The following is a 25,842-nucleotide window of genomic DNA, read 5'->3' on the forward strand; positions in this document are numbered from 1 at the left end:
TCGCGACCGTCTAGTAATCAGCATGCTGACGATCGGTGTACGCTCGCCGTCGTGTCCCGCTTCCTCCGCATCGTCCTCCCTGCGCTCGTCATCGTGGTCTGGCTCGCGATCGCCTCCGTCGGTGGTCCCTACTTCGGCAAGATCTCCGAGGTGTCGACGAACGACCAGACCTCGTTCCTGCCGGCATCGGCCGACGCCACCAAGGTGCAGGAGCGGTCGTCGGAGTTCCGGCAGGAGTCGGGCGCACCCGCGATCATCGTGCTCGAGCGCGACGGCGGCATGTCGTCGTCCGACCTGACCGCGGCCAAGGACCTCGCGACCCAGCTCGGTGACCGCGACGACGTCGAAGCCGTCAGCCCGGTGATCCCGAGCGAGGACGGCGACGCGGTGGAGATCGTCGCGACCCTCACCACGGCAGCCGACACCGGTGACGCGGTCGAGGCGATCCGCGCCGATGCCGACGACTCCCTGCCCAGCGGTGTCAGCGGGTACGTCACCGGGCCCGCCGGGTTCACCGCCGACCTGACCGAGGCGTTCGCCGGCATCGACGGCCTGCTGCTCGGGGTGGCGCTCGCCGCGGTCTTCGTGATCCTGATCATCGTCTACCGCTCACCGCTGCTGCCGATCCTCGTACTCGGCACCGCGACGTTCGCCCTGTGCGCCTCGATCCTCGTGGTGTGGTGGCTCGCGAAGGCCGACATCGTCACCGTGAACGGCCAGGTGCAGGGGATCCTGTCGATCCTGGTGATCGGCGCCGCGACGGACTACGCCCTGCTCTACACGGCGCGCTTCCGCGAGGCGCTGCGCGACCACCGCACCGGCTGGGGTGCGACGAAGGCGGCCCTGCGGGGAGCCTCGAGCCGATCCTGGCCTCGGGCGGCACCGTCATCGTGGGCGTGCTCTGCCTGCTGCTCTCCGACCTCAACTCGAACAAGGCGCTCGGTCCCGTCGCCGCGATCGGCATCGCGTTCAGCCTGCTCGCCGCCCTGTCGCTGCTGCCCGCTCTGCTGCTCGCGTTCCGTCGCGCTGCGTTCTGGCCGCTCCGTCCCGCGTACGGCAGCGCCCACCCGGTGCTCACCGGACCGGACGCGCGCGGCATCTGGGCCCGCGTCGGTCGGCTCGTCGCCAAGCGTTCCCGGGTGGTGTGGATCGTCTGCACGGTCGGGCTGCTCGCGATGGGCACGGGCCTGGTCGGGCTCAAGGCCGACGGGGTCCCGCAGAGCGACCTGGTCATCGGGGCCTCGCAGGCACGCGACGGGCAGGACGTCCTGGCCGACCACTTCCCCGGCGGCTCCGGCAGCCCGGCGCAGGTCATCGGGTCGGAGCGCGACCTCGACGCACTCGTCGACGCCGTCACGGGGGTCGACGGCGTCGACGGGGTCGTCGCCGCCGCGAAGGACGCACCGTCCGGAACGGTGCCCGTGGCGGGCGACTCGGCCTCGAGCGGCGCCGCCGCTCCGACGGTGTCGCGGGGCGACGTGCTGCTCGAGGCCACGCTGTCCGACCCGGCCGACTCCGACGCCGCCGAACAGACGGTCCGCGACCTCCGCTCCGCCGTCGAACGGGTCGATCCCGGCGCGGTCGTCGGTGGCGTGACCGCGACGGCCGTCGACACGAACGACACCGGGATCCGCGACCGCACGCTGATCATCCCCGTGGTGCTGGTCGTGATCCTGCTCATCCTGATGCTCCTGCTCCGCAGCGTCGTCGCACCGCTCGTGCTCATCGGCAGCGTGATCGTGTCGTTCGCGGCGGCCCTCGGCGTTGGAGCGCTCGTGTTCGACCACGTGTTCCACTTCCCCGGTGCGGACCCGAGCGTGCCGCTGTACTCGTTCGTGTTCCTCGTCGCGCTCGGGGTGGACTACAACATCTTCCTCATGACGCGGGTGCGGGAAGAGGCGCTGCGGCACGGTCCGCACGAGGGGTCCTGCGCGGACTCGGGGTCACCGGCGGGGTGATCACCTCGGCGGGCGTGGTGCTCGCTGCGACGTTCGCGGCCCTCGGCGTCATCCCGATCCTGTTCCTCGTGCAGATCGCCTTCGTCGTGGCGTTCGGCGTCCTGCTCGACACGATCGTCGTCCGTTCGCTGCTCGTGCCGGCGATCGCGTACGACCTCGGTCGGCGGGCCTGGTGGCCGTCGCGCCTCTCGCGCGCGAACCATCACATGTGACACGCTGGGTGCATGCCAGTTCCTTCGACGCAGCCCGCCGCCGAACGCAAGCTCCTCCGTGACACCGTGCAGGACAAGATCCGCGACGCGATCATGGACGGCACGCTGGAGCCCGGCGAACGGCTCAACGACGACGACCTGATCGCGTGGCTCGGGGTCTCCCGCACCCCGATCCGCGAGGCGCTCGCGGAACTCGCCCGCGCCGGCCTGATCGAGATGGCACCGAACCGCTACACCCGCGTGGCGGCCCCGACGAAGGACGAGCTCCTCGACGCCTACCGCACGCTCGGCGTCATCTACGGCGGCGTCGTGCGCCTGGCCGTGCCGAACTTCACCGAGCCGCAGCGCAAGAAGATCGTGAAGATGCTCGACGACGTCATCGCGCGGGTCGGCGCCGACGAGCAGGACCAGGTCGCCCGCAACGGCGCCGACATCTACTCGCAGTGGGCGGACGCCTGCGGCAACCCGTCGCTCGTGCAGCTCTGCCGGTCGACCACCGACGGGCTGTCCTTCAAGCTCCGGGTCCCCGAACTCGCCGAGCTGATCCCGGCCGCGGTGATCCTGCCCGAACTCGAGAACCTCAAGGCAGCCGTCCTGGCGAAGGACCCGATCGCGGCCGAGCTCGCGATGGAGGCCATCCACCTGCTGCCGTCGCGCGCGTAGCGCCCCGTCGCCCCGCGCGACCAGGAGACGGACAGGAGGCCCGTGGCGATCCCGCCACGGGCCTCCCGTCCGCCGTCACGCGATCCGCCGCGTGAGGGGTGTCGCAGGGGGTGTGGGGTGACCTTCCAGGCGGATTCCATGTCCCCTGTGGGCGCTCCGGTTATGGTTTCCCGGTGAGCAACGAACCCGAGCAGACGACGGAGCCCGCGCGCCGCGGTGCCGTGACGCCGCGCCACGGGCGCCAGAAGCGACGAGCGGGAGTGGTGTTCCCGGCCATCGCGGGCGTGCTCACCATGGCCGTCCTGCTGAGCGGCGGGTACGCGGCCTACGCCTACAACCAGCTGTCCGGGGGCGTGACGATCGTCAACGCCATCACCGGCAAGAAGGACGACAAGAACGACGTCGACGGCCAGGCGCAGAACATCCTGCTCGTCGGGGACGACCACCGTCCGGACAACGCCACCCCCGAGCAGCTCGCCGAACTGAGCACCGAGTCGGACGGCGGGGCGACGAACACCGACACGATGATCGTCCTGCACATCAGCGCAGACGGTTCGCAGGCGACGATGATCTCGTTCCCCCGCGATTCGTACGTCGACATCCCCGACGTCGGCAAGGGCAAGCTCAACAGCGCCTTCTACTACGGCACGCTCAACGGTGGCGGCGACACCGGTGGGGCGAAGCTCCTCATCAAGACGATCGAGAACCTGAGCGGCCTGCAGATCGACCACTACGTGCGGGTCTCGCTGCTCGGCTTCTACCAGGTGGTCAAGGAGCTCGGTCCGATCGACGTCTGCCTGAACCAGGCCACCAACGATCCGTACTCCGGGGTCAACCTGCCCGCGGGCAAGTCCACGCTGGACGCCAAGCAGGCCCTGTCGTTCGTCCGCCAGCGCCACGGGCTGCCGAACGGCGACCTGGACCGCAACGTCCGGCAGCAGTACTTCCTGTCGCAGGAGGCACGGAAGGTCACCTCGGCGGGCACGCTGCTCAACCCGGTCAAGATGGGCAACATCCTGAAGGCCGTCGGGGGTCGATCCAGACCGACACCAACCTGCTCGACCTCGCCTCGCAGATGAGCAACTTGCGGCCGGCCAACATCCAGTCCGCCACGATCCCGACGCTCGGGACGCCGACTATCTACGTCAACGGTTCCGCGCTGTCGATCGTCGAGATCGACACCGTCGGGCTGCCCGCCTTCGTGCAGGGACTGGTCGGCGAACCCGAGGCCTACACGAAGGCCGCGGCTGCGCAGCCGGCGAGCACCTCCGTCACGGTGCTGAACGGCAGCGGTGTCACGGGCGCCGCCGGTGCTGCCGGCCAGGTCCTGACGAGTCGTGGGTTCCAGGTCGCACCGGCCGGTTCGTCCGCCACGACGACGACGACGCAGGTGCAGTACCCCGCCGGGCAGGAGTCGCAGGCGAAGGCCATCGCGGCGGTCGTGCCCGGTGCCGTCGCGGTCCGCACCGGTGCCGTGACCGGCGTCACGCTCGTCCTCGGTACCGACGGCAAGGCCCCGAAAGCCGCCAGCGAGCCGAGCGCGCCCGCCTCGACGCCTGCCGACACCGGCTCGGGGTCGAAGCCGTCCGAGCAGGCGAGCAAGGAGCCGGCGCCGAAGTCGACCGCGGTGCACAACTACGGCACCGAGGGCGCCTGCATCAACTGACGCCACCACGGAGCACGGGTCGCTAGGTTCGAGGGGTGAGCAGCGCAGCGCGTTCGATCGTCCTGATGACCTACAACATCAAGAACCCTGACCCGGAGCACGACTGGCCGGCCCGACTCCCCGTGATCCTCGACGTCATCCGCCGGCACGACCCGGACCTGGTGTGCGTGCAGGAGGCCTTCGCGCACCAGCTGGACGACCTGCGCGCCGGTCTGCCGGACCACGCGGACGTCGGGCAGGGGCGCGAGGGCGGCACCGCGGGGAGCACCCGGCGGTGTTCTACCGACGCGACCGGTTCCGACCGACGGACGAGGGTTCGTTCTGGCTGTCGGACACCCCGGACGAGCCGGTCTCGAACACGTGGGGCAGTCTGTTCCCCCGGATCGCGAACCACGCGGTGTTCCTGGACACCGACGGCCCGGCGGTCACGGTGCTCACCACGCACCTTGACCACGAAGTCGGCGAGCACGGCGACGAGGTGCGCGGGAAGAGTGCGGCGCTCATCGTCGAACGGCTCGCGCGGGAGACCGGTCCGGTCGTCGTCGCCGGGGACTGCAACGAGCCGGCCGGCGCCGGTGCCGCGTCACGGGTGTTCGCGGACGCCGGGTTCGACGACACCTGGCTGCTCGCGGGCGACCCGGGGATCGGACCGCGACGTTCAACGACTGGCAGCCGCCGGTGGACACCGGGGAGCGCATCGACTGGGTGCTGACCCGCGGGGTCGCCGGCGTCGACCGGGTCGTCATCGACCACGAGGGTCCGGAGACGTGGTTCGCAAGCGATCACTTCCCGGTGATCGCGACGATCCGCGTGTGAGTCAGCAGCTCCGCTGCGCGTGCACGGGCATCGGGGAGCCGAGCACCGTGACGGTGGTCTCGTCCGTCAGCGCCGAGACGCCGTTCGTGCCGGAGGTGGCTTCGTCGTCCGAGGTGCCCCAGCCGGCGACCAGCAGCAACTGCCAGGCGCGGAAGTCGTCCGAGCCGAAGGAGACCCGTTCCGAGCGCGGGGCGTCCGCGATCTCGTCGGCGATGTCGTCGCCGACCTGCACGCCGCCGGGACCGGTCAGCTCGATCCGTGCTCCGAGCCGACTGCGGACCTGGTCGCGCAGCACACGGATCTCGACGGCGTTGCCCGCCTGCGCATCTGTGGTCAGGGCTGCGACGCGGATGGCGCCGCCCCACGTGTAGGTGGTGCCGGCCGGGAAGCACGCGCCGCCGTCGCCCTCGGCGGTCTGGGTACGCGACGGGGTGCCGAGCAGGCGTTCGAGCAGGCTCACGGTCAACCGGGAGTCGCGCATCGACGACTCGACGACGGTCTTCCCACCGTTGCGGAGCACCAGGGACTCGGCGTCGAGCTCGATCGAGTCGACGCGCCGGAGCTTCGCGTTCGACACGTGCACCGGAGCGGCGTCGTGCGACGTCTCCGCTGCGACGGCGGTGTCCGCCCCGAGCCCGGTGGTGCCGTCGAGCGCGAGCGCACCGGCCGAGAAGGCGAGCACGGCAGCGCCGAGCGCCAGCAGGGTCCGAGGGGTCACCGTTCGACGGTACGACCCCGGACGGTCCAGAACGACAGGTGTTACCGAATCGGGTCCTGGCCGTCACCGGACCGTGACAAACGAGGAAGACGCACCTGCGGCCCTGGACCGGTGCGGCCGGCGGAAGCTGGCCGCTCCGCGCGCCGGGGGACAGCCTCCTGGACGGCCCGCAGTGCGCCCCTGCGTACCGTCGGCGGCATGACGGACCAGCAGAACGACCAGGCAGGGCTCGACCAGGCAGCGCTCGACCACGCAGGGCTCGACCAATACGCCATGCAGGACCCGACGAAGATGTACGCCGACAAGAAGCCGGACGAGCAGTACCTCGAAGGCGCCGGCACCGACGCCGAGATGGCGGAGAACGTCCCCGCCGACCACGGCGAGGACACCTACCGCGGCTCCGGCCGTCTGACGGGCCGCAAGGCCCTCGTCACCGGTGGCGACTCCGGCATCGGCGCAGCGGTCGCCATCGCCTACGCACGCGAGGGCGCCGACGTCGCGATCTCGTACCTGCCCGAGGAGCAGGAGGACGCCGACCGCATCGTCGCGCTCATCGAGGCAGCCGGACGCAAGGCCGTCGCGCTGCCCGGCGACATCACCTCACTCGCGGTCTGCGAGCAGATCGTCGCCGACACCGTCGCGCAGCTCGGCGGGATCGACATCCTGGTGAACAACGCGGGCAAGCAGCAGAACGTCTCCTCGATCGAGGACATCTCGGACGAGGAGTTCGACGAGACGTTCAAGACGAACGCCTACGCGACGTTCCGGATCACGAAGGCCGCCGTGCCGCACCTGCAGCCGGGCTCCACGATCATCAACACCACGTCGATCCAGGCGTACGCGCCGTCGCCGCACCTGGTGCACTACGCGGCCACGAAGGCCACCGTGAACAACCTGGCGAAGGGCCTGGCCGCGCAGCTCGCGCCGAAGGGCATCCGCGTCAACGCCGTCGCACCGGGGCCGATCTGGACGCCGCTGCAGCCGGCCGGCGGGCAGCCGCCCGAGGCGCTGCCGTCCGCGGGCGAGCAGACCTACCTGGGCCGCTGGGGGCAGCCGGCCGAGCTCGCCCCGGCGTACGTGTTCCTGGCGAGCGGTGAGTCGTCCTACGTGGTCGGCGAGACGCTCCACGTCGACGGTGGGATGCCGACGCCGTAGCGCGTCGCCGACGGGCTGACGGGAGGCGCGGTGCCGGTGGGTACCGCGCCTCCCGTCGTCCGGGTGGTCCCGTCTGCGGGCCGTGGTGACGTCAGCAGGTGACGGCGCGCGCCATCCGCTCGAGGAGCTCCCGCGCCGACAGTGCTGCCGCGAGTTCGACCTCGACCGGGTTGATGCCGATCGCGTGCTCGAACGCGCGGCGACGTGCCTGGTCGACGATCGGCACCTCGGGGCGTTGCGGCAGCACCGCGATGGCCCGGGCGGCGGCGTCGAACGCTCCCGTGGGTCGGCCGAGTTGCTCCCACATCGCGCGGACGTCGTGTGCGACCTGCTCCGGGTCGCCGCCGAACTCGAAGCCGGCCGAGGCCATCGTCGCGAGTCCCTGTGCGGTGGGGTCGTTCGGGGTCATGCCCGGCATCGTCACACGGATCCGTGCGAACGCGCTGGGCGTGGTGACCGTGTCCGTGTCCCCCCATGTGCTGACACCCGTACCGGGGATTCTGTTGTCCCCCGTTCTGCGTTTGGATGGACGTGCCCCGGGTCGGGGCGACCTCGGACAGGACGTCCGTGGAACGACGGAGGGCACGATGCTCGAGAACACCAGCGCCGACACGCAGGCCGCAGCGGCCGCGGCGGCGACCCTGCACCTCCGGATCACGATCGTGGGGGCCACCGTCGACCTGCTCCGTGACGTCCCCTTCCACGAAGCACGCGCCGTGCACGTGGCCGAGCGGATGGGCATCCCCGTCGAGGAGCTCCAGCAGCACTTCCCGTCCTGGGACGGCCTGGTGCTCGCAGCCGTCGACCGCTGGAACGGCGGTCGGATGGACGAGGTCACCCGCGAGGTCGGCGACGGCTCGACCGTCGAGTTCCTGCGCGCGATCGTCGCGTCGAACGCCGATGACCCCGCGCTCATGCGCCTGCTCGTCGCCCTGCTGTCCGTCGCGGGCAACCCCGAGCACCCGATGGCGACCTACCTGCGCTCGCGCTACCAGCTCTTCTACGCACAGGTGAAGCGCGGTCTCGAGCACGACATCGCCGTCGGCCGTGCCCCGCACACCATGGAACCCCGTCGCGGCGCCGAGCAGCTCATCGCGCTGTACGAGGGGCTGCAGCTGCAGGCCCTGCTCCGATCGGACCTCGACCTGGTCCCGGCGTTCGACCGTGCGGTGGCCCGACTCGAGCGCGGCTGGATGGAGCGCTACGAGCCGCAGGCAGCCCGCCGGCACGCGACGTGGAGCGACGGCGACGACGGCAGCTGGGACATCTAGCCCGGACCGTCAGCGACCGTCCGGCGCCGACCGCGACCCGCGTGGCACCGAGCCGTCACCGGGGTCGTACCCGGTGTCGCGGATGACCCGGAGCGCGGTGGTGTCGTTGTGGACCGAGTGCACGACGACCCGGCGGGTCCGCCGGAGCGCTCGGCGTGCGCCCGGTGTCGCGAACAGGCCGCCGAGCACGAGCCCGGCACCGATCCCGAGCGCCACGGAGACCGCGGCCACGAAGTCGAGGGCCGCGCTCGACGAGCCCGACATGAAGTTCAGCAGGGCGTTCGACACGGCGACACCGGGCAGCAGCGCTCCGCAGAACGCCGGCACCGCGATCGCCGCGACCGCGGTCCGCATCCGCGCCGCCGCGTAGGTGGACAGCACTCCGAGCAGGACCGCCGCCAGGAACGTCGCTCCGAGCAGCGGCAGGCCGAGCTGCCGCAGCCCCCACAGCGAGGCACCCGCCGCCACCGAGAACACGACCGCGACGGGGATCACCCGTGCACTGGCCTGCTGCACGAAGCAGTTCGCCCCGGCCGACACCACCGTGAGCGAGAGCGACGCCCACAACGGCAGCGCCTGGGTGACGATGCCCGACGGGTCGACCTCGAGGTGCAGCCACTTCGTCATCGCGATCCCCGCGGGCACCCCCACGACGATCGCGGCGATGACCAGGCCGATGTAGAAGGCCCGGGCGACCGCCATCGCACGGAAGCCGGAGATCGCGTCCTGCGCCCACGTCACGAGCGAGACGTGCGGCAGGAGCAGCACCACCAGGGCCGCCACCATCGTGGCGGCACCCGCCGGGTGCAGCACGCCCGCACCGATGGCCAGGGTGCCGATCACCGACGCGACCGCTCCCTGTGCCCCGGACACGAAGAACTGCGGGTAGCCACGACCGGTCAGCCAGCGCCCGGACAGGATGATCCCGAACATCAGCACGAAGGCGCCGATGCCCGCTCGCCACCCACCACCGGCCTGCATCGCGATCGAGGTCCCCAGGATCGAGAGCCCGACGTCGGCGAGCCACGTGGGCCAGCGCGGCGGCATCCGCAGCACCGCCACGAGGGCGTTCACGCCCGAGGTCATGTCCCGTACGTCGTGGATCAGGTCGTCGACGATCTGGTTCGCGCGCGCGAGTCGGTCGAGGTCGGATCCGTCGGAGCTCACTGTCCGGACCTTCACGAGCGGCGGGATGTCGGCCGGTGCGTACTGGAGCGTCACCGAACTGCCGGAGAAGTCGAGGTCGAGCGGGGCCAGGTTCCACTTCGTCGACACCGCGACGACGGCGGTCTCGACGCTGCGGGTGTCAGCACCGGAGGCGAGCATCACCTCGGCCAGGTCGAGGCAGAAGTCGACGATCTGGGCGGCGGTGTACTGGTCGCGCCCCTTGGCGTCGGGTTCGACGTGTTCGTAGATCGTGCCACGCAGTCGGGCACGTGCGTCGCGCAGGTCGTGCTGCGCCAGGCTGCGGCGTCGGGGGCGGGGTGGCCGGTGTGGGCGCCCCGGTTTCGGTTCGCCGGGGAGTGCTGCTCGGCCATCCGACCATGGTGCCAGTCGCGATCTGGACGCGACCAGAGCGGACGGGAGGCCCGGTGCCAGCTGGCATCGGGCCTCCCGTCCGGTGGTCGGTCGCGTCTCGGACGCGAGCCGACTACTGCTCGAACGTCGCGTCGAGCGTGATGTCGACGCCGGTGAGTGCCTTGCTGACCGGGCAGGTCGCCTTGGCGTCCTCGGCGGCCTTCAGGAAGGTCGCCTCGTCGATGCCGGTGACCTCACCGTGCACGGTCAGGGCGATGCCGGTGAGCTTGAAGCCGCCGGCGGAGTCCGGGCCGAGCGAGACGTCGGCCTTGACGTCGAGGGCCTCGACCGTGCCGCCGGCCTCGCCGAGGACGGCGGAGAACTGCATGGCGTAGCAGGCCGAGTGTGCGGCGGCGATGAGCTCCTCGGGGCTGGTGCTGCCACCGGCCTCGTCGGCGGCGCGCTTCGGGAACGAGACGTCGTAGGTGCCGACCTTCGAGCTGGAGAGTTCGACCTGGCCGGAACCGTCGTTGAGGCCGCCGTTCCAGGCGGTGCGTGCGGTGCGCGTGGGCATGGCCGCTCCTTTCGTGTGGGGGATCGGACCCGAGCAGGACCGTCGCAGCCGAGTCAAGCGGAGAACGCGCGTTCTCGCAAGCGGCTCACGGCGAAGACGCAGGCTTTGCGGGTGTTCCGCGCGTACTTGGTGAGTTCGGGCGTACCTGGTCGGAACTTTCTGGCAGGTACGCCCGATCCTTCGTGCCATCGCGGGCGCTCTGGGAAGAACCGAACTCCGGAGGCTGGGCGACAGGTGTCGTGTTCAACGACAGGTGTAGCCTGAATGGCGTTCAAAGGAGACCCACCATGCGCGCCGTCGTGTTCGAGCAGTACCAGACCTTCCCGTCCCTGACGGAGGTCCCGAAGCCCACCCCGGGTCCGGGGAGGTGCTCCTCAAGGTCGCCGGCGCCGGTGCGTGCCACTCGGACGTCGCGGTCTACCGCGAGTTCGCCGCCGGTGCTCCGGGGTCGCAGCAGCCCCCGTTCGTGCTCGGGCACGAGAACTCCGGCTGGGTCGAGTCCGTCGGTGACGGCGTGACCGGGTTCACCGAGGGTGACGCCTACCTGGTCTACGGGCCGGTCGGCTGCGGGCACTGCTCGTACTGCTCGAAGGGGCAGGACACCTACTGCGAGAACGCCGCGACGAACCCCTACATGGGCATCGGTCTCGGGCGGGACGGCGGCATGGCGGAGTACGTCAGCGTCCCCGCTCGCAACCTCGTCCCGCTCGGCGACGCCGACCCGATCGCCGCCGCACCGCTCAGCGACGCCGCACTCACGCCGTACCACGCGATCAAGAACGCGCTGCCGAACCTGGCGGGCGGCGGCAAGTACGCCCTGGTCGTCGGGCTGGGCGGCCTCGGGCAGATCGCCGTGCAGATCCTCACCGCGCTCACCGGCGCCACGGTCATCGCGACCGACATGAAGCAGGACGCCATGGACCGCGCTGCCGCCCGTGGCGCGATCACGGTGCCCGGCGGGCCGGACCAGGCCGCCGCGATCCGCGAGATCACCGGCGGCCGCGGGGTCGACGCCGCGTTCGACTTCGTCGGTGCCACCCCCACGATCAAGGTCGCGCAGGCCTCGATGGCGGTCGGCGGGCGGTTCACCGTCGTCGGGATCGCCGGCGGCACCACCGAGTGGGACTTCTTCCGGACGCCGTACGAGTCGACGATCACGAACACCTACTGGGGCACCATCGAGGACCTGCACGAGGTCGTCGCCATGTACCGCGCCGGGCAGATCGTCCCCGACGTCGAGCGCTACGCGCTGTCGGACGCGCTCGAGGCCTACCGGAAGCTCGAGGCCGGCGAGCTGTCGGGTCGCGCTGTGGTCGTCCCGACGCTCTGACCTCGCGGCGTCCCTGGTCGAATCGGGCGTACCTGGTCGGAACTTCGGACCAGGTACGCCCGATTCCGCTTCCCATCGCGAGTGTCCTGGGAAAGAACGACCCCGGGTCAGCGGCCCGCGGCGTAGCCCTGCGCACCGCGGGGGTTCGCCGCGGCGCCGAGGACACCGGTGGCCGGGTCCCGTGTCACGCAGGACAACCGTCCGAGCGACCAGTCGCCGGCGCGGGTGACGACGTGGCCGCGCGCCTCGAGTTCCGCGATGACGTCGTCGCCGAGTCGGTCCTCGACCACGAGCCCCGCCGGCTCCCACGTGCGCGGCCAGAACGACCCCGGGAACGACGTCGTGTGCAGCGCCGGGGCATCGATCGCCTGCTGCGGGGTGTACCCGCCGACGATCCACCGCAGCAGGAACAGCAGCTGCCACTGGTCCTGCTGGTCACCGCCGGGCGAACCGACCGCGGCCACGGGCACGCCGTCACGCAGCACCAGGGTCGGCGTCAGGGTCGTGCGGGGGCGCTCGCCGGGGCGCAGCGTCGACGCCGTGCCCGGTTCGAGCCAGGTCATCTGCAGCCGGGTGCCCAGGCAGAACCCGAGCTCCGGGATCGTCGGCGACGACTGCAGCCAGCCGCCCGACGGTGTCGCGCTCACGATGTTGCCCCAGCGGTCCACGACGTCGATGTGGCAGGTGTCGCCCCGGGTCTCGCCGTCGGGGGCCACGAACGGCTCGCCGCGGTCCTCGACCGGCGCGACGGGCGCGACCGGCGCGCGCTCGGTGTCCCGCGCGACCTGCACGGTCGGCTCGCCGAGACCAGCGCCCTCGCCGGCGGAGTACGACGTCCGGGCTGGCGGCATCGCCCGCTCGACGCCCGCGATCGTGCCCGGTCGCAGCTCGGCCGAGGCCCGCTCGCTTATCAGCGCTCGCCGCTCATCGGTGTACGCGTCGGACAGCAGCACGTCGAGGGGGACGTCGCCGTCCCCGTAGAACGCCTCGCGGTCGGCCATCGCGAGCTTCTGCGCCTCGACGATGGTGTGTGCGCCGACCGACGTCGACGGGTCGAGCAGTGCGTCGTCGAGCGGTTCGAGCAGCCGCAGGGTCTGCAGGAGCGCCGGACCCTGACCCCAGGGACCGGTCTTCGCGATCGTGCAGCCGCGGAACTCCGTTGTCGCCGCGGGCTCGTACGACGCCCGGAACGCCGCCAGGTCCGACGCCCGGACGACCCCGGCGTGGTCGCTGCCCGACGCGTGTCGGTGGGGCTCCCGCACGAAGCGGTCGATCGCCTCGGCGACGAAGCCCTCGGCCCACTCGCTCCGTGCGGCGTCGATGCGGGCGGTCCGACTGCCGGAGCCGTCACCGGCGTCGAGGAGCCGGTCGAGCACTGCGGCCAGCGCCTCGTTGCGCACCAGGTCCCCGGGGGCCGGCGCCGTGCCTCCCGGCAGCCACTGCGCGGCGGACGTGGGCCAGTGGTCACGGAACAGGCCCTGCACGGCGGTGATCGTCCGGACCACCCCGGCTGCGACCGGGTGGCCGTCACGGGCGTAGCCGATCGCCGGAGCGAGGACGTCCGCGAGCTCCCACGTGCCGTGGTCGCGGAGCAGCAGGAGCCACGCGTCGACGGCACCCGGCACGGTGGCGGCGAGCGCGCCGGAGCCGGGGACGAGGTCGAGGCCCTCGGCGCGGTAGTGCTCGGGCGTCGCACCGGCCGGTGCCGGACCCTGGCCGACGAGCACGACCGGCGTCGGGTCCGACGCCGTCGCGAACACCGCCGTCAGGTCGCCGCCCGGGCCGTTCAGGTGCGGCTCGACCACGTGCAGGACGAACGCGCCCGCGACGGCTGCGTCGAAGGCGTTGCCGCCGCGTTCGAGCACCGACTGCGCGGTGGCGGTCGCGATCCAGTGCGTCGCGGCCGCCATGCCGAACGTGCCCTGCAGGTCCGGGCGCGAGGTCTGCGTGGCGGGCGGGACGAAGGCGGGGTTCGGCGTCGGCATCCACCCATACTGTCCCCGGGGCTCGCTGCTCAGCCCAGGGCCACGACGATCCCCGCTGCGACGAGCAGTGCGACGTAGCCCCAGGCGTGCACGACCTCGGGCAGGTGCGGCGGGCGACGTCGGAGCAGCACGATGACCGGCATCGCGCCGACCAGCAGGGCCGCGGCTGCCCGGACGTCGACGGCCCCGACGAGTCCCGCGGCGTGCGGGACGACCGCCGGCAGCAGCATGGTCACCGCGGCGGCGGGCAGCGTGATCGCCAGCGTGAGGGGGTTCGCGAGCGTGGTCGCCGCGGTCATGGTGGCACCGGACCGGCGCAGCATCGGGACCGTCATCACGCTGCCGCCGACGCCGAGGAACGCCGCGACCGCACCGATCGGGAGGCCCGTGGCGGTCGGCACGCCGGTGCGGGTCGGTCCGTGGTCGCGTCCACCGCCGCGGGTCGCGACTGCGCGATCCGTCGCCGCGTCGCGCAGGAAGCCCGGGCGCAGGAGCAGGTCGGCGACCGTGACCCCGAGGTAGACGACGAAGCCCCAGCGCAGGAGCGCGTCCGGGGCCTCTCGCGCGGCGAGCACCCCGACCGCGCCGCCGACCCCGAGCAGGACGAACAGCGACGAACGACCCCGGAGCGGTGCGAGTGCGCCGCGCCGGGCCGAGACGGTGGCCACGGCGGCGTTCACGAGCATCACGAGGGCCGAGGTCGCCGTCGCCACCCGGACGGCGTCGCCACCGAGGGCTGCGTCGGCGACGGTGATGATCGGCACGGTGACGAACCCACCGCCGAACCCGAACAGGACGGTGGTGACCCCGACCAGGACCCCGATGACCACGAGCACGGTGAACGACATGCCTCCATCCCAACGGGGATCGCCACGGCGGACGATCGGGTGTGCGGCAGCTTCCTTCGAGACCTAGCCTCGTCGTGTGCGCAACGTCCCGGTCTCCGAGTTCGACCACCAGCCGTTCGACGTCCTGCCGATCGGCACCGACTACCCGCCGGACCACCTGCTCGCCCGGCACGAGCACCGACGGGCGCAGCTGCTCTACGGCGCGAGCGGCGTGATGCTCGTCGAGACCGACGACGGCTCGTGGACGGTGCCGACCGACCGGGCGGTCCTCATCCCGCCCGGGGTGCCCCACGAGGTCCGGATGCTCGACGTCAGCACCTGGAGCCTGTACGTCGAGCCGGACGCCGTGCCCTGGTGGCCGACCCGGTGCGCCGTCGTCGAGGTCGGGCCCCTGCTGCGCGAGGTGCTGCGCGCCGCCAACGCCCTCGACGTACCGTACGACGACGGCGGCCGGGACGGCACCCTCGTCCGCCTCGCCCTGCACGAGCTGCAGCGCGTCGCACCGATCCCGCTGAGCGTCTCGCTGCCGCCGCGGGGTGTCCTGCGCGACCTGTGTCGTGCGTACCTGGCCGAGCCCGACGTCCACGTGACGAACGCCGACTGGGCGCGCGCGGCGGCCGTCTCGGAACGCACCCTCGACCGCCACTTCCGTGCGGCCACGGGGGTGGGTCCCGCGAGCTGGCGGGTGCGTGCACGACTGTTGTCGAGCCTCCCGGCCCTGCGACGCGGCACCGTGACGGAGGTGGCGGGCTGGCTCGGCTACGCGACCCCCGCGGCGTTCACCGCCGCCTTCTCGAAGGCGTTCGGGGCCCCGCCGTCCCGGTTCCGCTGAGGTCTTGCGCTCCGGTTCGACCGTCTGGAGGCCCTGCTCGCCGCCCAGCGCACGCCCGCCCCGGTGGGTGGCCCGTCCACCGTCCCACCCGCCGGTTCGCCCGCCCCGTCGCCACGGACGGCGACGGCACGATCGTCACCCTGACCCGGGGACCCTTCCCCGAGTCGACCGCGTACCCCCGGAACTGGGGTTCTGCACGTCATGTCAAGGGGGTTGTGCAGGCTTCCCGGAAAAGCGACCATCGTTCGGTGGCGCGTAACCGGCGTGTCGCTCACGGTCGCGCAGGGGCGGGGCCGGCACACCGGATCGTCTCCCTGGGCGGTCCTGAGTCAGGGGAACCATGCGCACCACCACGTCCACGGCACGTCCGGCGCGCGGGCGACTCCTCGCCTCGGTCGTCGCGATCGCCGCACTCGCCGCCGGCCTCGTCGCCACCGCCACACCGGCCGTCGCGGCCACGGCCGTCCACGTCGGCACGGTCGCTGCGGGTTCGACGCTCTGGCCCGGGGACTCCGTCACCTCGAACAACGGGCAGTTCCAACTCGTCATGCAGGGCGACGGGAACCTGGTCGAGTACGGCATCGGCCGCAATGTCCTGTGGGCGTCGAACACCTCGGGCAAGGCCGGGGCCTTCACGCAGGTCCGGGCGAACGGCACGCTCGCCATCGTGCACAACAACGTGCGCATCGCCCTGTGGGGTGGCGCGGGGAACGTCGGCCGGAACTTCGGGGTCCGCCCCGACGGCACCATGCGCATGATCAACACCGCGAACAAGAGCGTCGTCGAGTTCCCGAACTACCAGGACAGCGTCGCCGCGGGCAACGTCATCCTGCCCGGCACCGTGCTGCGGTCCGACCGCACCGGGTCGCGCACCCTCACCATGCGCGGCGACGGCGTCCTCGCGCAGGTCGTCGACGGCAAGCAGGTCTGGGCCACGAAGACGGCCGGGAACGCCGGCGCCTACGCCTCCGTCCAGTCCGACGGCAACTTCGCCGTGTACTCCGCAGCGAAGAAGTGGCTCTGGTCGAGCGCCACGAGCAAGGCCGGTGGCGGCAAGCTCATGGTGCAGGTCGACGGCAACGTCGTGCTGTACGGCAAGGCCGACACCCGAGCGTGGTCGACCCGTCCGGTCACCGGCTTGCTCTGGCCCGTCGCGAGCACCAAGATCACCGGCAGGTACGGGGACGACCGCGGTGCCGGACACGTTCCGCGCTACCACCAGGGCACCGACTCCCCGGCGGCCGTCGGCACGCCCGTGTACGCCTCCGGCACCGGGACGGTCACGACCACCGTGTCGAACAACGCGTCCTACGGCAACTACGTCGTCGTGACCTACGGCAACACGACGGTGCTCACCGCGCACCTCAGCAAGATCGGCGTGAAGCAGGGGCAGATCGTGACGAAGGGCAACGAGGTCGGGAAGTCCGGCAACACCGGGCAGTCCACCGGGCCCCACGTGCACGTCGAGGTCCGGCAGGGCGGCACGCTCGTCGACCCGCTGGGGGTCCTGCACTTCCGGTGAGCCCAGCCTCGGGTCGAGATCGTTGGGCCGTGACCAGATCTGTCAGGATCGCGGAGCCGGCGCAGACACGGGTGGCCACTGCTACCGGGGCCCCGACACGTTCTGGGCGGTGCAGGAGGAAGCGCGGGACATCATCTTCCGGATCCCGGACCAGGGCACCCGCGTCGCCTCGGTGACCGTCAGCAACACAGCCGAGCCGCCGTACGACTACTGCTCCTGACGCGGGCGTCGGCGTGGCCGATCGCCTGTACGTGATGCTGTGCATGCAGTGCGTTGAAACAGCCCCCGTGAACGGGGGTGGCGACCGGGCGAGGATAATGACGGGTCATCAACTACGGTTGCAGGGACTCAGGGGAGGAACAATGGAGTTCGAAGAGCGTCTCGCCGCATTGGCGACCAAGGTGCAGAACCAGCGCGAGGCCATCCAGACCGAAGAGGCGACGAAGAACGCGTTCGTCATGCCGTTCATCTCGACGATCCTCGGCTACGACGTCTTCAACCCGCTGGAGGTCGTACCCGAGTTCACGGCCGACGTCGGAGTGAAGCGCGGCGAGAAGGTCGACTACGCGATCATGCGCGACGGCGAGGTGCAGATCCTCATCGAGTGCAAGAAGTCGACCGAGCCACTGAAGATCGAGCACGCTTCGCAGCTGTTCCGCTACTTCTCCGTCACGAACGCCCGGATCGCGGTCTTGACGAACGGCGAGGTCTACAACTTCTACACGGATCTCGATGCACCGAACAAGATGGACGACCGTCCGTTCCTGGTGTTGGACCTCGCCGACATCGATGAGACCCTGCTCCCCGAGCTGAGCAAGCTCACGAAGGACGTCTTCGACCTCGACTCGGTGATCAGTGCTGCTGAGGAACTGAAGTACGTCGGGTCGATCAAGCGAGCGATCGCCGTGCAGTTCCGTGAGCCGGAGGAGGACTTCGTGCGTCTCTTCACGTCGCGCGTCTACGACGGTCGGTTCACCCAGGAGGCGCGGGTCCAGTTCACGGCGCTCGTCACCAAGGCGTCGAAGCAATTCCTCAACGAGCAGGTCAACGATCGACTGAAGACCGCTCTCGGCGCTTCGTACAGCGCGCCCATCGGCGCGGAAGCACCGGCGGAGGCCATGACGAGCGCAGCCGTCGCCGAGGACGACCTCGACCGTGACACCGAGATCGAGACGACGCTCGAGGAACTCGAGGGGTACCAGATCGTGAAGGCCATCGCCTGCAGCGAGGTGAAGCCGGACCGCATTGCACACCGTGATCAGAAGTCGTACTTCGCGGTACTGCTCGACGACAACAACCGCAAGCCGATCGCGCGACTCTGGTTCAACGGCAAGAAGCAGAAGTACCTCGGGTTGTTCGACGAGGCCAAGGTCGAGACCAAGCACCCGATCGAGAACCTCGACGAGATCTACCTCCATGCCGAGGCGCTCCGAAAGGCTGCGCAGCGATTCGCGAATTGATGGGCCACCGCTGTCCCGCTCGGTGAGCAGGAACGGTCGGGTCACCTTCGGGTACCCGACCGTTTCTGCTCACGAAGTGCGCGTGGGGCGTCGCGGCTACCCTTGACTGGATGACAGCGCGCGGCGGGGCCCGGGCAGGGGACGGGGCCGACGCAGAGGCCGTGCTCGTGGCCTTCGCGCGCACGAACGGCGACGTCGCGGCGGCACGGCGGGTCGCGCGGCGGTTCGAGGGCCTGGACGACGGCGAGCGCTCCGCGCTGCTGTGGAGCGAGGACGACGGCGCGAAGCTCATCGCCGTGCTGCTGCTGGTGCAGGCCATGCGGGCACACCCGGACCCGGAGCTGACCGACGAGTACCTGTCGGCGGCGAAGGCCGAGCGGTTCGACGACCCGGCGCTCGTCGATCTGGCAGCCGAGGAGCTCGTCGGTGCGCCGCTCGTGGGCGGCTCGACCGGACCGTTGTTCGCACTCGTGAAGTCCGACGTCGCGATGGTGCGGCGGATCGCGATCGTGGCGACCCTGGCGTTCGCGAAGCAGGGCGACGCCGAGGTGCCGCTCGGCATCGCCGGACGCCTGGTGCGGGAGCGGAGCGACACCGTGCAGTCGGCGCTGGGGTGGGTTCTGCGCGAGACGGGCAAGCGGGCATCGGAGGCGGCGCTCGTGGCGTTCCTCGAGAAGAGCGGACGGTTCCTGACCCCTGCGGCACGCCAGACGGCGACCGAGCACCTGCCGCCGGCGGATCGCGACCGGCTGCGCGGCTGAGCACCAACGACGCTGGCAACCAACTGTGCAGTCGGTTCTACCGACCATGTGGTCGGTTAGAGTCACCGGGTGACCGACACCACCCCGAGCACCAGCACCGCCCCGATCCACCGCGCCTCCGTCCGTGAATGGGCGTCCCTCGGCGTCCTCACCCTGGCCGTCGTGCTGCTCGCGATCGACGGCACCGTGCTGGCCCTCGCCGTCCCGTCGCTGACCGCCGACCTCGACCCGACCGCGACCCAGGTGCTCTGGATCGGCGACGTCTACTCGTTCGCGCTCGCGGGGCTGCTCGTCACGATGGGCAACGTTGCCGACCGGATCGGTCGGAAGCGCCTGCTGCTCATCGGCGCGGTCGCGTTCGGCTTGGCCTCGGCCGCCGCGGCGTTCGCACAGACGCCCGAACTCCTCATCGCCGCGCGGGCACTGCTCGGCATCGCCGGGGCGACCCTGATGCCGTCGACCCTGTCGCTGGTGCGCACGATCTTCCGCGACGCCCGGCAGCGCACCACCGCGATCGCGGTGTGGTCGGCGGGTGCGACGGGTGGCGCCGCCGCCGGACCGCTCGTCGGCGGTGCGCTGCTCGAGCACTTCTGGTGGGGCTCGGTCTTCCTCATCAACATCCCCGTCATCGTCGTGATCGTCATCGCCGGCGCGATCCTGCTGCCCGAGTCGAGGGGCGGCTCGCGCACGCCGATCGACCTGCTGTCCGCCGTCCTCTCGGTGCTGGCGATCGTGCCGCTCGTGTACGCCGTGAAGCACGTCGCCGGGCATGGGTTCGACTGGACGGTGCCCCTGACGGCGCTCCTCGGCATCGGCGCCGGCTGGTGGTTCGTCCGGCGGCAGAAGCGACTCACGACGCCACTCATCGACCTGCAGCTGTTCCGGATCCCGGCGTTCTCGGGTGCCGTCGTCGCGAACTCGCTGTCGGTCTTCGCGCTGAGCGGACTGCTGTTCTTCTTCTCGCAGTACCTGCAGCTGGTCCGCGGGTTCACGCCGCTGCTCGCCGGCGCGGCCGAGCTGCCGGCGACCCTGGCCTCGATCGCGGTGATCGCGATCATCGGGCTGTTGTCCCGGCGGGTCGGACCCGGCCGGTCGATCGGCCTCGGCCTGGCGGTCGCCGCCGTGGGCATGGCCGGCCTCGCGTTCGCCGAGGGGCTGCCGACGTACTGGGGCATCGCGATCGCGCTCGCCGTGGTCGGTCTGGGCGTCGGGGTCTCGATGACCCTGGCCACCGACGCAGTGGTCGCCGCGGCACCTCGGGAGCGTGCTGGTGCGGCCTCGGCCATCTCGGAGACCGGGTACGAACTGGGCGTCGCACTCGGCATCGCGGTGCTCGGTTCGTTGCAGACCGCGTTTTACCGGTCGAACCTCGACGTGACGAGCGGCGCGGTCAGCGGCGGTGTCGGCGACCGGATCCGTGAGTCCCTGGCGTCGGCGTCCCAGGTCCTGCAGGACGGCGACCCGATCCTCGAACACGCGCGGCACGCCTTCACCGGCGGCATGCAGCTCGCCTCGATCTGCGCGGCCGTCGCGCTCGCCGTCGCCGCCGCGGTCGCACTCCGGGTGATCCCGAACCGGCAGGATGGACCGCATGAGCACTGAAGGTCGTCATGAGCACTGACGGCACACGCGATCGGGAGCGCACCCGCCAGGCGGTCATCGAGTCCGCCGAGCGGCTGCTCGCCGAGCGCGGCACCCGGGTGAGCGTCGCCGAGATCGCGGCGGACGCCGGCGTCTCGAAGAGCGGACTGCTGCACCACTTCCCGTCGAAGGACGCGCTGCTGCTCGCGGTCGTCGAGCAGGGCCTCACCACGTTCACGGACGAGGTCATGCGACACGTCGACCTGGCCGAGAACCGCCCCGGCAAGGTCCTCCGCGCCTACGTCCGGACGCTCAGCGGGGGCAGCGAGCGGGCGATGGAGGTCTTCTCACCGTCGTCGCACTGGACCGGCCTGATGGCCGTGCCGGGAGTCGAGGTCCTCGTCGCCGCCGACGCGCAGGACTGGCGCACGATCTTCGCGCGCGACGGCCTGCCGGAGGACCGAACACTCGTGGTCCGGAACGCCGCAGAGGGCCTGGCGGCGGCGATCGCGATGCCGCCCTACCTGGACGAGCGGGAGGTCGCGGTCACCCGCGACGCGCTGCTCGCCCTGGCCGAGCCCGGCTAGCGACCGAACACGTCGTCGAGCGTGAACGTCGCGAGGCGCCGCTCTTCGAGCAGCTTCCCCAGCCGTGGCAGCGCACCGATCGTCCCCGTGAAGTTCGCGTGCCCGATGACGATGTGCGCCGGCAGGAACCACTGCTCGGCGAACCCGACGATCTGGTCGGACGAGATGTTCCCGGAATCGGCGAGCGTGCCGTACCAGAGCAGTGGTGTCGAGTACCCCACTCGAGCCGCGGCGGCGTCGACGCGGGCATCGTGGTAGCCGAAGGGCGGTCGGAAGTACGGCCGTGCATCGACGCCGAAGGTCTGCTCGATGAAGTCGTGGTTCCGGACGAGCTCGTCCTCGATGCCCTGGTCCGACAGCTTCGTCAGCGCCGGATGGTCCCAGGTGTGGTTGGCGAGTTGCACCTGCCCCGACGCGACCAGGGGGCGCAGGAGATCGGCGTGGTCGGTCCAGGACGGCCGGACGCCGTTCACGAAGAAGGTCAGACGCGTCCCGGTGTCGGCCGCGAACCGGGCGTAAGCCTCGACCACGTCCGAACTCGCACCGTCGTCAACCGTCCACGCGATGCCGGCGGTCCCCTCCGGTAATGCGGTCACCGTGCCGGCCGGCAGGGGCCGTCGTGCGATCGGCGTCGCGGTCGGCGTCGGCGTCGGTGTCGCAGTCGCAGTCGCCGTCGGTGTCGACGACGACCCCGGTGTCGTCGTCGGGCGAGCGGTCGCGGACGGTGCGGTCGCCGGCCTCCGTCCCGTCGCCGCGCACGCGGCGACGGTCGTGGCCGTGAGCAGGCCGGCGGCGCTGGCGAGCAGCGCGCGGCGGGTGGTTCGGTGGTCCATCGGTCGTATCGTCCGGGATCGTCGCCGGGGTCCGCATCGGCTCGGCGAATGATCCGTGGTGGCCGATCGGCCACCACGGCCCGGGCCGTGGGTACCGTGGGGCCATGCACACCGAGGTGCCCCGGATCGACGCCGCACTCGTGGAACGACTCGTCGCAGCACAGTTCCCCGAGTGGAGCGGCCTGCCCGTGCGCGAGGTCGACCACCAGGGCTGGGACAACCGCACGTACCGACTCGGCGACGAGCTGTCCGTCCGCCTGCCGAGTGCCGTCGGCTACGTGCCCGGGGTCGAGAAGGAGCAGGACGTCCTGCCGTACCTGGCGCGCCGGTTGGACGTCGCGGTCCCCGAGCCGGTCGGCCTGGGGGCATCGGGCGAGGGGTACCCGTTCCCGTGGTCTGTTCGACGGTGGCTCGACGGCACGGTGGCAGCGCGTGCGAACGCCCTCGACCACGAGCGCTTCGCCACCGACGTGGGCGCGGTCCTCCGGCAGCTCCGGAGCCTCCCCGCCACCGGGGGCCGACCGCCGGCGCGCACTCGTTCCACCGCGGCGAGCACCCGTCGGTGTACGGCGCCCAGGTCGTCGCGGCACTCGACACCCTGGGGTCGGAGGTCGACCGAGCGGCGTGCGAGCATGTCTGGTCCGCGGCGACGGCGACCAGATGGGCGCGTCCCGGCGTCTGGTTCCACGGCGACGTCCCGCCCGGCAACCTGCTCGTCGACGGCGGGGGACGGCTCAGCGCGCTGATCGACTTCGGCACCTGCGGCGTCGGGGACCCGGCGTGCGACCTGGTGCTCGCGTGGACGTTCCTCGACCCGGCGGCGCGACCGGTGTTCCGCGAGGCCGTGGGGCTCGACGCCGACACCTGGGCGCGCGGACGAGGGTGGGCGCTGTGGAAGGCGCTCATCATGCTCGCCGGCAGCGCCGGTCCGGGCGACCGCGCGGTACACGAGCGCGTGCTCGCGACGGTGCTCGCCTGACCGTTCTGTCCCATCGCGCCCGCAGTGGGAAGCCGGATCGCGCGTCGAGAGCCGGAACGAACGACCTCGTACGCGCGGTTCGTCTCACCACGCGCGGAACGGCGCACGACGCGCGGAACGGCCCCGGGGCTGTGAACGCGCCACGGGGCGGGCGCGTACCGAGGAGGGAGAAGCGAGTCGTGCCTCCCGGCCGGCCCGAAGCGACCACGAGAGGAACGCGACGTGCGCGCACTGACCTGGCAGGGCACCGAGAAGGTGTCCGTCGAGACCGTCCCCGACCCGACCATCCAGGAGCCGACCGACGCGATCGTGCGGATCACGTCCACCGCGATCTGCGGCTCCGACCTGCACCTGTACCGGGTGCTCGGCCCGTACATCGACAAGGGCGACGTCCTCGGCCACGAACCCATGGGCATCGTGGAGGCGGTCGGCAGCGCCGTCACGAACCTGAAGGTCGGCGACCGCGTCGTCGTCCCCTTCAACATCTCGTGCGGCCACTGCTTCATGTGCAAGAACGGCCTGCAGTCGCAGTGCGAGACCACCCAGGTCACCGAGTACGGCTCGGGAGCGGCGCTCTTCGGCTACACGAAGATGTACGGCCAGGTCCCCGGCGGCCAGGCCGAGTACCTCCGGGTCCCGCACGCGGACTACGGCCCCATCGTCATCCCGGACGACGGCACGCCCGACGACCGCTGGCTGTTCCTCAGCGACATCCTGCCCACCGCGTGGCAGGCCGTGCAGTACGCGAACGTGCCCGAGGGCGGCACGCTCGCGGTGCTCGGACTCGGCCCCGTCGGCCAGTTCGCCGCCCGCATCGGCAAGCACCTGGGCTACCGCGTGCTCGCCGTCGATCCCGAACAGGTCCGCCGCGACCTGGGCGCGAAGCACGGCGCCGAGGTCTTCGACCTGACCAAGGACACCGTGCCGGAGCTCGTCGACCTGACGGACGGCCGCGGCCCGGACGGCGTCGTCGACGCCGTCGGCATGGAGGCGCACGGCAACCCCGTCGCCGGCTTCGCGCAGCGTGCGGCCGGGCTGCTGCCCGACGCCCTGGCGCAGAAGGCGATCGAGGTCGCCGGCATCGACCGGCTCGCAGCCGTGCACGCCGCGATCGACCTGGTGCGTCGCGGTGGCACCGTCTCCCTGAGCGGCGTCTACGGCGGCATGGCCGACCCGATGCCGATGATGACGCTCTTCGACAAGCAGATCACCATCCGCGAGGGACAGTGCAACGTGAAGCACTGGATCGACGACATCATGCCGCTCGTGCAGGACCCGTCGGACCCGCTCGGCACGCTCGACCTGACCACCCACCGGGTGTCGCTCGAGGACGCCCCGCACATGTACGAGGTGTTCCAGAAGAAGCAGGACGGCTGCGTGAAGGTCGTGCTCGACCCCGCCCTGGCCGCCGCCTGATGCGGATCGTCGTCGTCGGCGGGACCGGCAACGTCGGGACGGCGGTGCTCCGTCGCCTCGCCGAGGCCCGGGCCGCCGGCGGACGCGACGACGGCGTCGAGATCGTCGGCGTCGCACGGCGCCTGCCGGACGTGCACGTGGAGCCCTACCGTTCGGCCGTCTGGCACGCCGTCGACGTCGGCGCGTCCGACGCGGTCGGCCAGCTCACCGCGATCTTCACCGGCGCCGACGCCGTGATCCACTTGGCCTGGGCGCTGCAGCCGACGCACGACATCCCGCTGCAGCACCGGACGAACGTCACCGGCACCGCGAACGTGCTGTCGGCCGTTGCTCGTGCAGGGGTCCCGCAGGTCGTCGTCGCGTCGTCGGTCGGGACCTACCGGGGCGTCGACGCCGCGGGCAAGCGGACCCCGGTCGACGAGAGCTGGCCGACCGACGGCATCCCCACCGCGACGTACTCGATCCACAAGGCCGCGAACGAAGCGGCGATGGACGTCTTCGAGGCAGCCCATCCGTCCGTGGTCGTCACGCGGCTGCGCCCGGGGTTGATCTTCCAGCGGGACGCCGCCGCCGAGATCCGTGGACTGTTCCTCGGGCACCTCGTGCCGATGTCGATCGTCCGGTGGATCCGGTGGCTCGTGCTGCCCCTTCCGTACCCCTTCGTGTTCCAGGCGGTGCACGCCGACGACGTCGCCGACGCCTACTGGCGGACCGTCGACCAGCGGGCCGGCGGAGCGTTCAACATCGCCGCGTCGCCCGTGCTCAACCCGCCGCGGTTGGCCCGGGCCTTCGGCATGCTCGGCGCCGTCCGGATCCCGCTCGGACTGTTGCGCGGGATCGTGACGCTGACGTGGCGACTGCGGTTGCAGCCGACGGACGCCGGCTGGATCGACATCGCGGCCGGGGTGCCGATCATGCGGACCGACCGCGCCCGGTCGGTGCTCGGATGGGAGGCCCGGCACACCTCCGAAGACGCGTTGCGTGCGCTCGTGGCCGGGTTCGCGGACGGTGCGCACGTCGCCGCGTCGGATCCGCTGCGGGGGTAGCTGGGCTGGGCGGGGGCGGGCGCTGCCGGGGCGTACCGGGTGCTTTCGGGCGTACCGGGTCGGAAGTTTCGACCAGGTACGCCCGTTTCCCCGTTCCATCGCGGGTGTGAT

Annotated in this window: 24 protein-coding genes and 4 pseudogenes; 20 read left to right on the forward strand and 8 right to left on the reverse strand. The window is 71.5% G+C overall.

Annotated elements, in window-relative coordinates; genetic code table 11:
- Positions 1–51: 51 nt before the first annotated feature.
- The 7 genes and pseudogenes from JN350_RS04180 (at position 52) to JN350_RS04200 (ending at position 5,315) form a co-directional block, all read left to right on the forward strand.
- Positions 52–2,170: pseudogene (locus JN350_RS04180) on the forward strand (MMPL family transporter).
- Between the two features lie 12 nt (positions 2,171–2,182).
- Positions 2,183–2,833: a GntR family transcriptional regulator gene (locus tag JN350_RS04185; RefSeq protein WP_111085873.1), complete on the forward strand. Its 651-nt coding sequence runs from the start codon at positions 2,183–2,185 to the stop codon at positions 2,831–2,833.
- A 173-nt stretch (positions 2,834–3,006) separates the two neighbouring features.
- Complete coding sequence (locus JN350_RS18970; RefSeq protein ID WP_240347537.1) at positions 3,007–3,912, forward strand: LCP family protein; 906 nt, start codon at positions 3,007–3,009, stop codon at positions 3,910–3,912.
- Positions 3,909–4,499, forward strand: coding sequence for a LytR C-terminal domain-containing protein (locus JN350_RS18975; protein ID WP_240347538.1), 591 nt, complete (start codon positions 3,909–3,911; stop codon positions 4,497–4,499). The genes JN350_RS18970 and JN350_RS18975 overlap by 4 nt, the downstream gene beginning before the upstream one ends.
- Positions 4,500–4,564: 65 nt before the next feature.
- A pseudogene (locus JN350_RS20590) lies at positions 4,565–4,744 on the forward strand (endonuclease/exonuclease/phosphatase family protein); the annotation flags it as partial.
- Positions 4,745–4,773: 29 nt separating this feature from the next.
- A complete protein-coding gene (locus JN350_RS04195) occupies positions 4,774–5,211 on the forward strand; it encodes an exonuclease/endonuclease/phosphatase family protein (RefSeq protein WP_205463645.1) in 438 nt (145 codons plus the stop codon).
- Entirely contained in the window at positions 5,178–5,315 is a 138-nt protein-coding gene (locus tag JN350_RS04200) for a hypothetical protein (protein WP_205463646.1), read from the forward strand. The genes JN350_RS04195 and JN350_RS04200 overlap by 34 nt, the downstream gene beginning before the upstream one ends.
- 1 nt (position 5,316) lies before the next feature.
- Here JN350_RS04200 and JN350_RS04205 read toward each other — a convergent pair whose 3' ends face one another.
- On the reverse strand, positions 5,317–6,033 hold the full coding sequence (locus JN350_RS04205; protein ID WP_205463647.1) for a hypothetical protein: 717 nt from the start codon (positions 6,031–6,033) through the stop codon (positions 5,317–5,319).
- Between the two features lie 273 nt (positions 6,034–6,306).
- Here JN350_RS04205 and JN350_RS04210 point away from each other — a divergent pair, with 273 nt between their 5' ends.
- A complete protein-coding gene (locus tag JN350_RS04210; protein WP_131922778.1) occupies positions 6,307–7,188 on the forward strand; it encodes an SDR family oxidoreductase in 882 nt (293 codons plus the stop codon).
- Positions 7,189–7,279: 91 nt separating this feature from the next.
- Here the strand turns inward: JN350_RS04210 and JN350_RS04215 are convergent, their stop codons facing one another.
- The gene (locus tag JN350_RS04215) at positions 7,280–7,597 is read right to left on the reverse strand and encodes a hypothetical protein (RefSeq protein WP_205463648.1); all 318 of its coding nucleotides are present in this window, start codon (positions 7,595–7,597) and stop codon (positions 7,280–7,282) included.
- Between the two features lie 178 nt (positions 7,598–7,775).
- On the opposite strand from JN350_RS04215, the gene JN350_RS04220 reads away from it, so the two are divergent.
- Positions 7,776–8,459 (forward strand): TetR/AcrR family transcriptional regulator, encoded by a 684-nt coding sequence (locus tag JN350_RS04220; RefSeq protein WP_205463649.1) that lies wholly within the window; start codon positions 7,776–7,778, stop codon positions 8,457–8,459.
- Between the two features lie 9 nt (positions 8,460–8,468).
- Here the strand turns inward: JN350_RS04220 and JN350_RS04225 are convergent, their stop codons facing one another.
- Both JN350_RS04225 and JN350_RS04230 read right to left on the reverse strand, forming a co-directional pair.
- A complete protein-coding gene (locus tag JN350_RS04225; RefSeq protein WP_240347539.1) occupies positions 8,469–9,785 on the reverse strand; it encodes a threonine/serine exporter family protein in 1,317 nt (438 codons plus the stop codon).
- Between the two features lie 325 nt (positions 9,786–10,110).
- Positions 10,111–10,551, reverse strand: coding sequence for an OsmC family protein (locus JN350_RS04230; RefSeq protein ID WP_111085865.1), 441 nt, complete (start codon positions 10,549–10,551; stop codon positions 10,111–10,113).
- Positions 10,552–10,838: 287 nt separating this feature from the next.
- Between JN350_RS04230 and JN350_RS04235 the strand changes: the two are divergent.
- Positions 10,839–11,881: pseudogene (locus tag JN350_RS04235) on the forward strand (NAD(P)-dependent alcohol dehydrogenase).
- Between the two features lie 107 nt (positions 11,882–11,988).
- On the opposite strand, the gene JN350_RS04240 reads toward JN350_RS04235, so the two are convergent.
- Positions 11,989–13,866, reverse strand: a complete 1,878-nt coding sequence (locus JN350_RS04240) for a gamma-glutamyltransferase family protein (protein WP_461963756.1) — start codon at positions 13,864–13,866, stop codon at positions 11,989–11,991.
- A gap of 29 nt (positions 13,867–13,895) precedes the next feature.
- On the reverse strand, positions 13,896–14,714 hold the full coding sequence (locus JN350_RS04245) for a sulfite exporter TauE/SafE family protein (RefSeq protein WP_205463650.1): 819 nt from the start codon (positions 14,712–14,714) through the stop codon (positions 13,896–13,898).
- Between the two features lie 76 nt (positions 14,715–14,790).
- Between JN350_RS04245 and JN350_RS04250 the strand changes: the two genes are divergently transcribed.
- From JN350_RS04250 to JN350_RS04275, 6 genes are all read left to right on the forward strand, one after another.
- A complete protein-coding gene (locus tag JN350_RS04250) occupies positions 14,791–15,546 on the forward strand; it encodes an AraC family transcriptional regulator (RefSeq protein WP_205463651.1) in 756 nt (251 codons plus the stop codon).
- A gap of 340 nt (positions 15,547–15,886) precedes the next feature.
- Positions 15,887–17,068 (forward strand): peptidoglycan DD-metalloendopeptidase family protein, encoded by a 1,182-nt coding sequence (locus JN350_RS04255; RefSeq protein WP_205463652.1) that lies wholly within the window; start codon positions 15,887–15,889, stop codon positions 17,066–17,068.
- Between the two features lie 362 nt (positions 17,069–17,430).
- Positions 17,431–18,528 (forward strand): type I restriction endonuclease, encoded by a 1,098-nt coding sequence (locus JN350_RS04260; RefSeq protein ID WP_205463653.1) that lies wholly within the window; start codon positions 17,431–17,433, stop codon positions 18,526–18,528.
- A gap of 110 nt (positions 18,529–18,638) precedes the next feature.
- Positions 18,639–19,289 carry a DNA alkylation repair protein gene (locus tag JN350_RS04265; protein ID WP_205463654.1) on the forward strand — a complete coding sequence of 217 codons (651 nt, stop codon included), beginning with the start codon at positions 18,639–18,641 and terminating at the stop codon, positions 19,287–19,289.
- A gap of 69 nt (positions 19,290–19,358) precedes the next feature.
- Entirely contained in the window at positions 19,359–20,891 is a 1,533-nt protein-coding gene (locus tag JN350_RS04270) for an MFS transporter (RefSeq protein WP_240347540.1), read from the forward strand.
- Positions 20,892–20,899: 8 nt separating this feature from the next.
- On the forward strand, positions 20,900–21,457 hold the full coding sequence (locus JN350_RS04275) for a TetR/AcrR family transcriptional regulator (RefSeq protein ID WP_205463655.1): 558 nt from the start codon (positions 20,900–20,902) through the stop codon (positions 21,455–21,457).
- On the opposite strand, the gene JN350_RS04280 is transcribed toward JN350_RS04275, so the two are convergent.
- Together JN350_RS04280 and JN350_RS04285 are read right to left on the reverse strand one after the other, a co-directional pair.
- Positions 21,454–21,987, reverse strand: a complete 534-nt coding sequence (locus JN350_RS04280) for a polysaccharide deacetylase family protein (protein WP_205463656.1) — start codon at positions 21,985–21,987, stop codon at positions 21,454–21,456. The genes JN350_RS04275 and JN350_RS04280 overlap by 4 nt on opposite strands.
- A 19-nt stretch (positions 21,988–22,006) precedes the next feature.
- Positions 22,007–22,216 (reverse strand): hypothetical protein, encoded by a 210-nt coding sequence (locus JN350_RS04285; protein ID WP_205463657.1) that lies wholly within the window; start codon positions 22,214–22,216, stop codon positions 22,007–22,009.
- A 178-nt stretch (positions 22,217–22,394) separates the two neighbouring features.
- On the opposite strand from JN350_RS04285, the pseudogene JN350_RS20065 reads away from it, so the two are divergent.
- From JN350_RS20065 to JN350_RS04300, 4 genes and pseudogenes are all read left to right on the forward strand, one after another.
- A pseudogene (locus tag JN350_RS20065) lies at positions 22,395–22,745 on the forward strand (phosphotransferase); the annotation flags it as partial.
- A gap of 107 nt (positions 22,746–22,852) precedes the next feature.
- Entirely contained in the window at positions 22,853–23,269 is a 417-nt protein-coding gene (locus JN350_RS20070) for a phosphotransferase (protein WP_275898015.1), read from the forward strand.
- 222 nt (positions 23,270–23,491) lie between these two features.
- A complete protein-coding gene (locus JN350_RS04295; RefSeq protein WP_205463658.1) occupies positions 23,492–24,685 on the forward strand; it encodes a zinc-dependent alcohol dehydrogenase in 1,194 nt (397 codons plus the stop codon).
- Entirely contained in the window at positions 24,685–25,731 is a 1,047-nt protein-coding gene (locus JN350_RS04300) for an NAD-dependent epimerase/dehydratase family protein (RefSeq protein WP_205463659.1), read from the forward strand. Before JN350_RS04295 ends, JN350_RS04300 begins: the two co-directional genes overlap by 1 nt.
- Positions 25,732–25,842 lie beyond the last annotated feature (111 nt).

The sequence above is a fragment of the Curtobacterium sp. 24E2 genome, assembly GCF_016925595.1.
Classification (GTDB): Bacteria; Actinomycetota; Actinomycetes; order Actinomycetales; family Microbacteriaceae; genus Curtobacterium.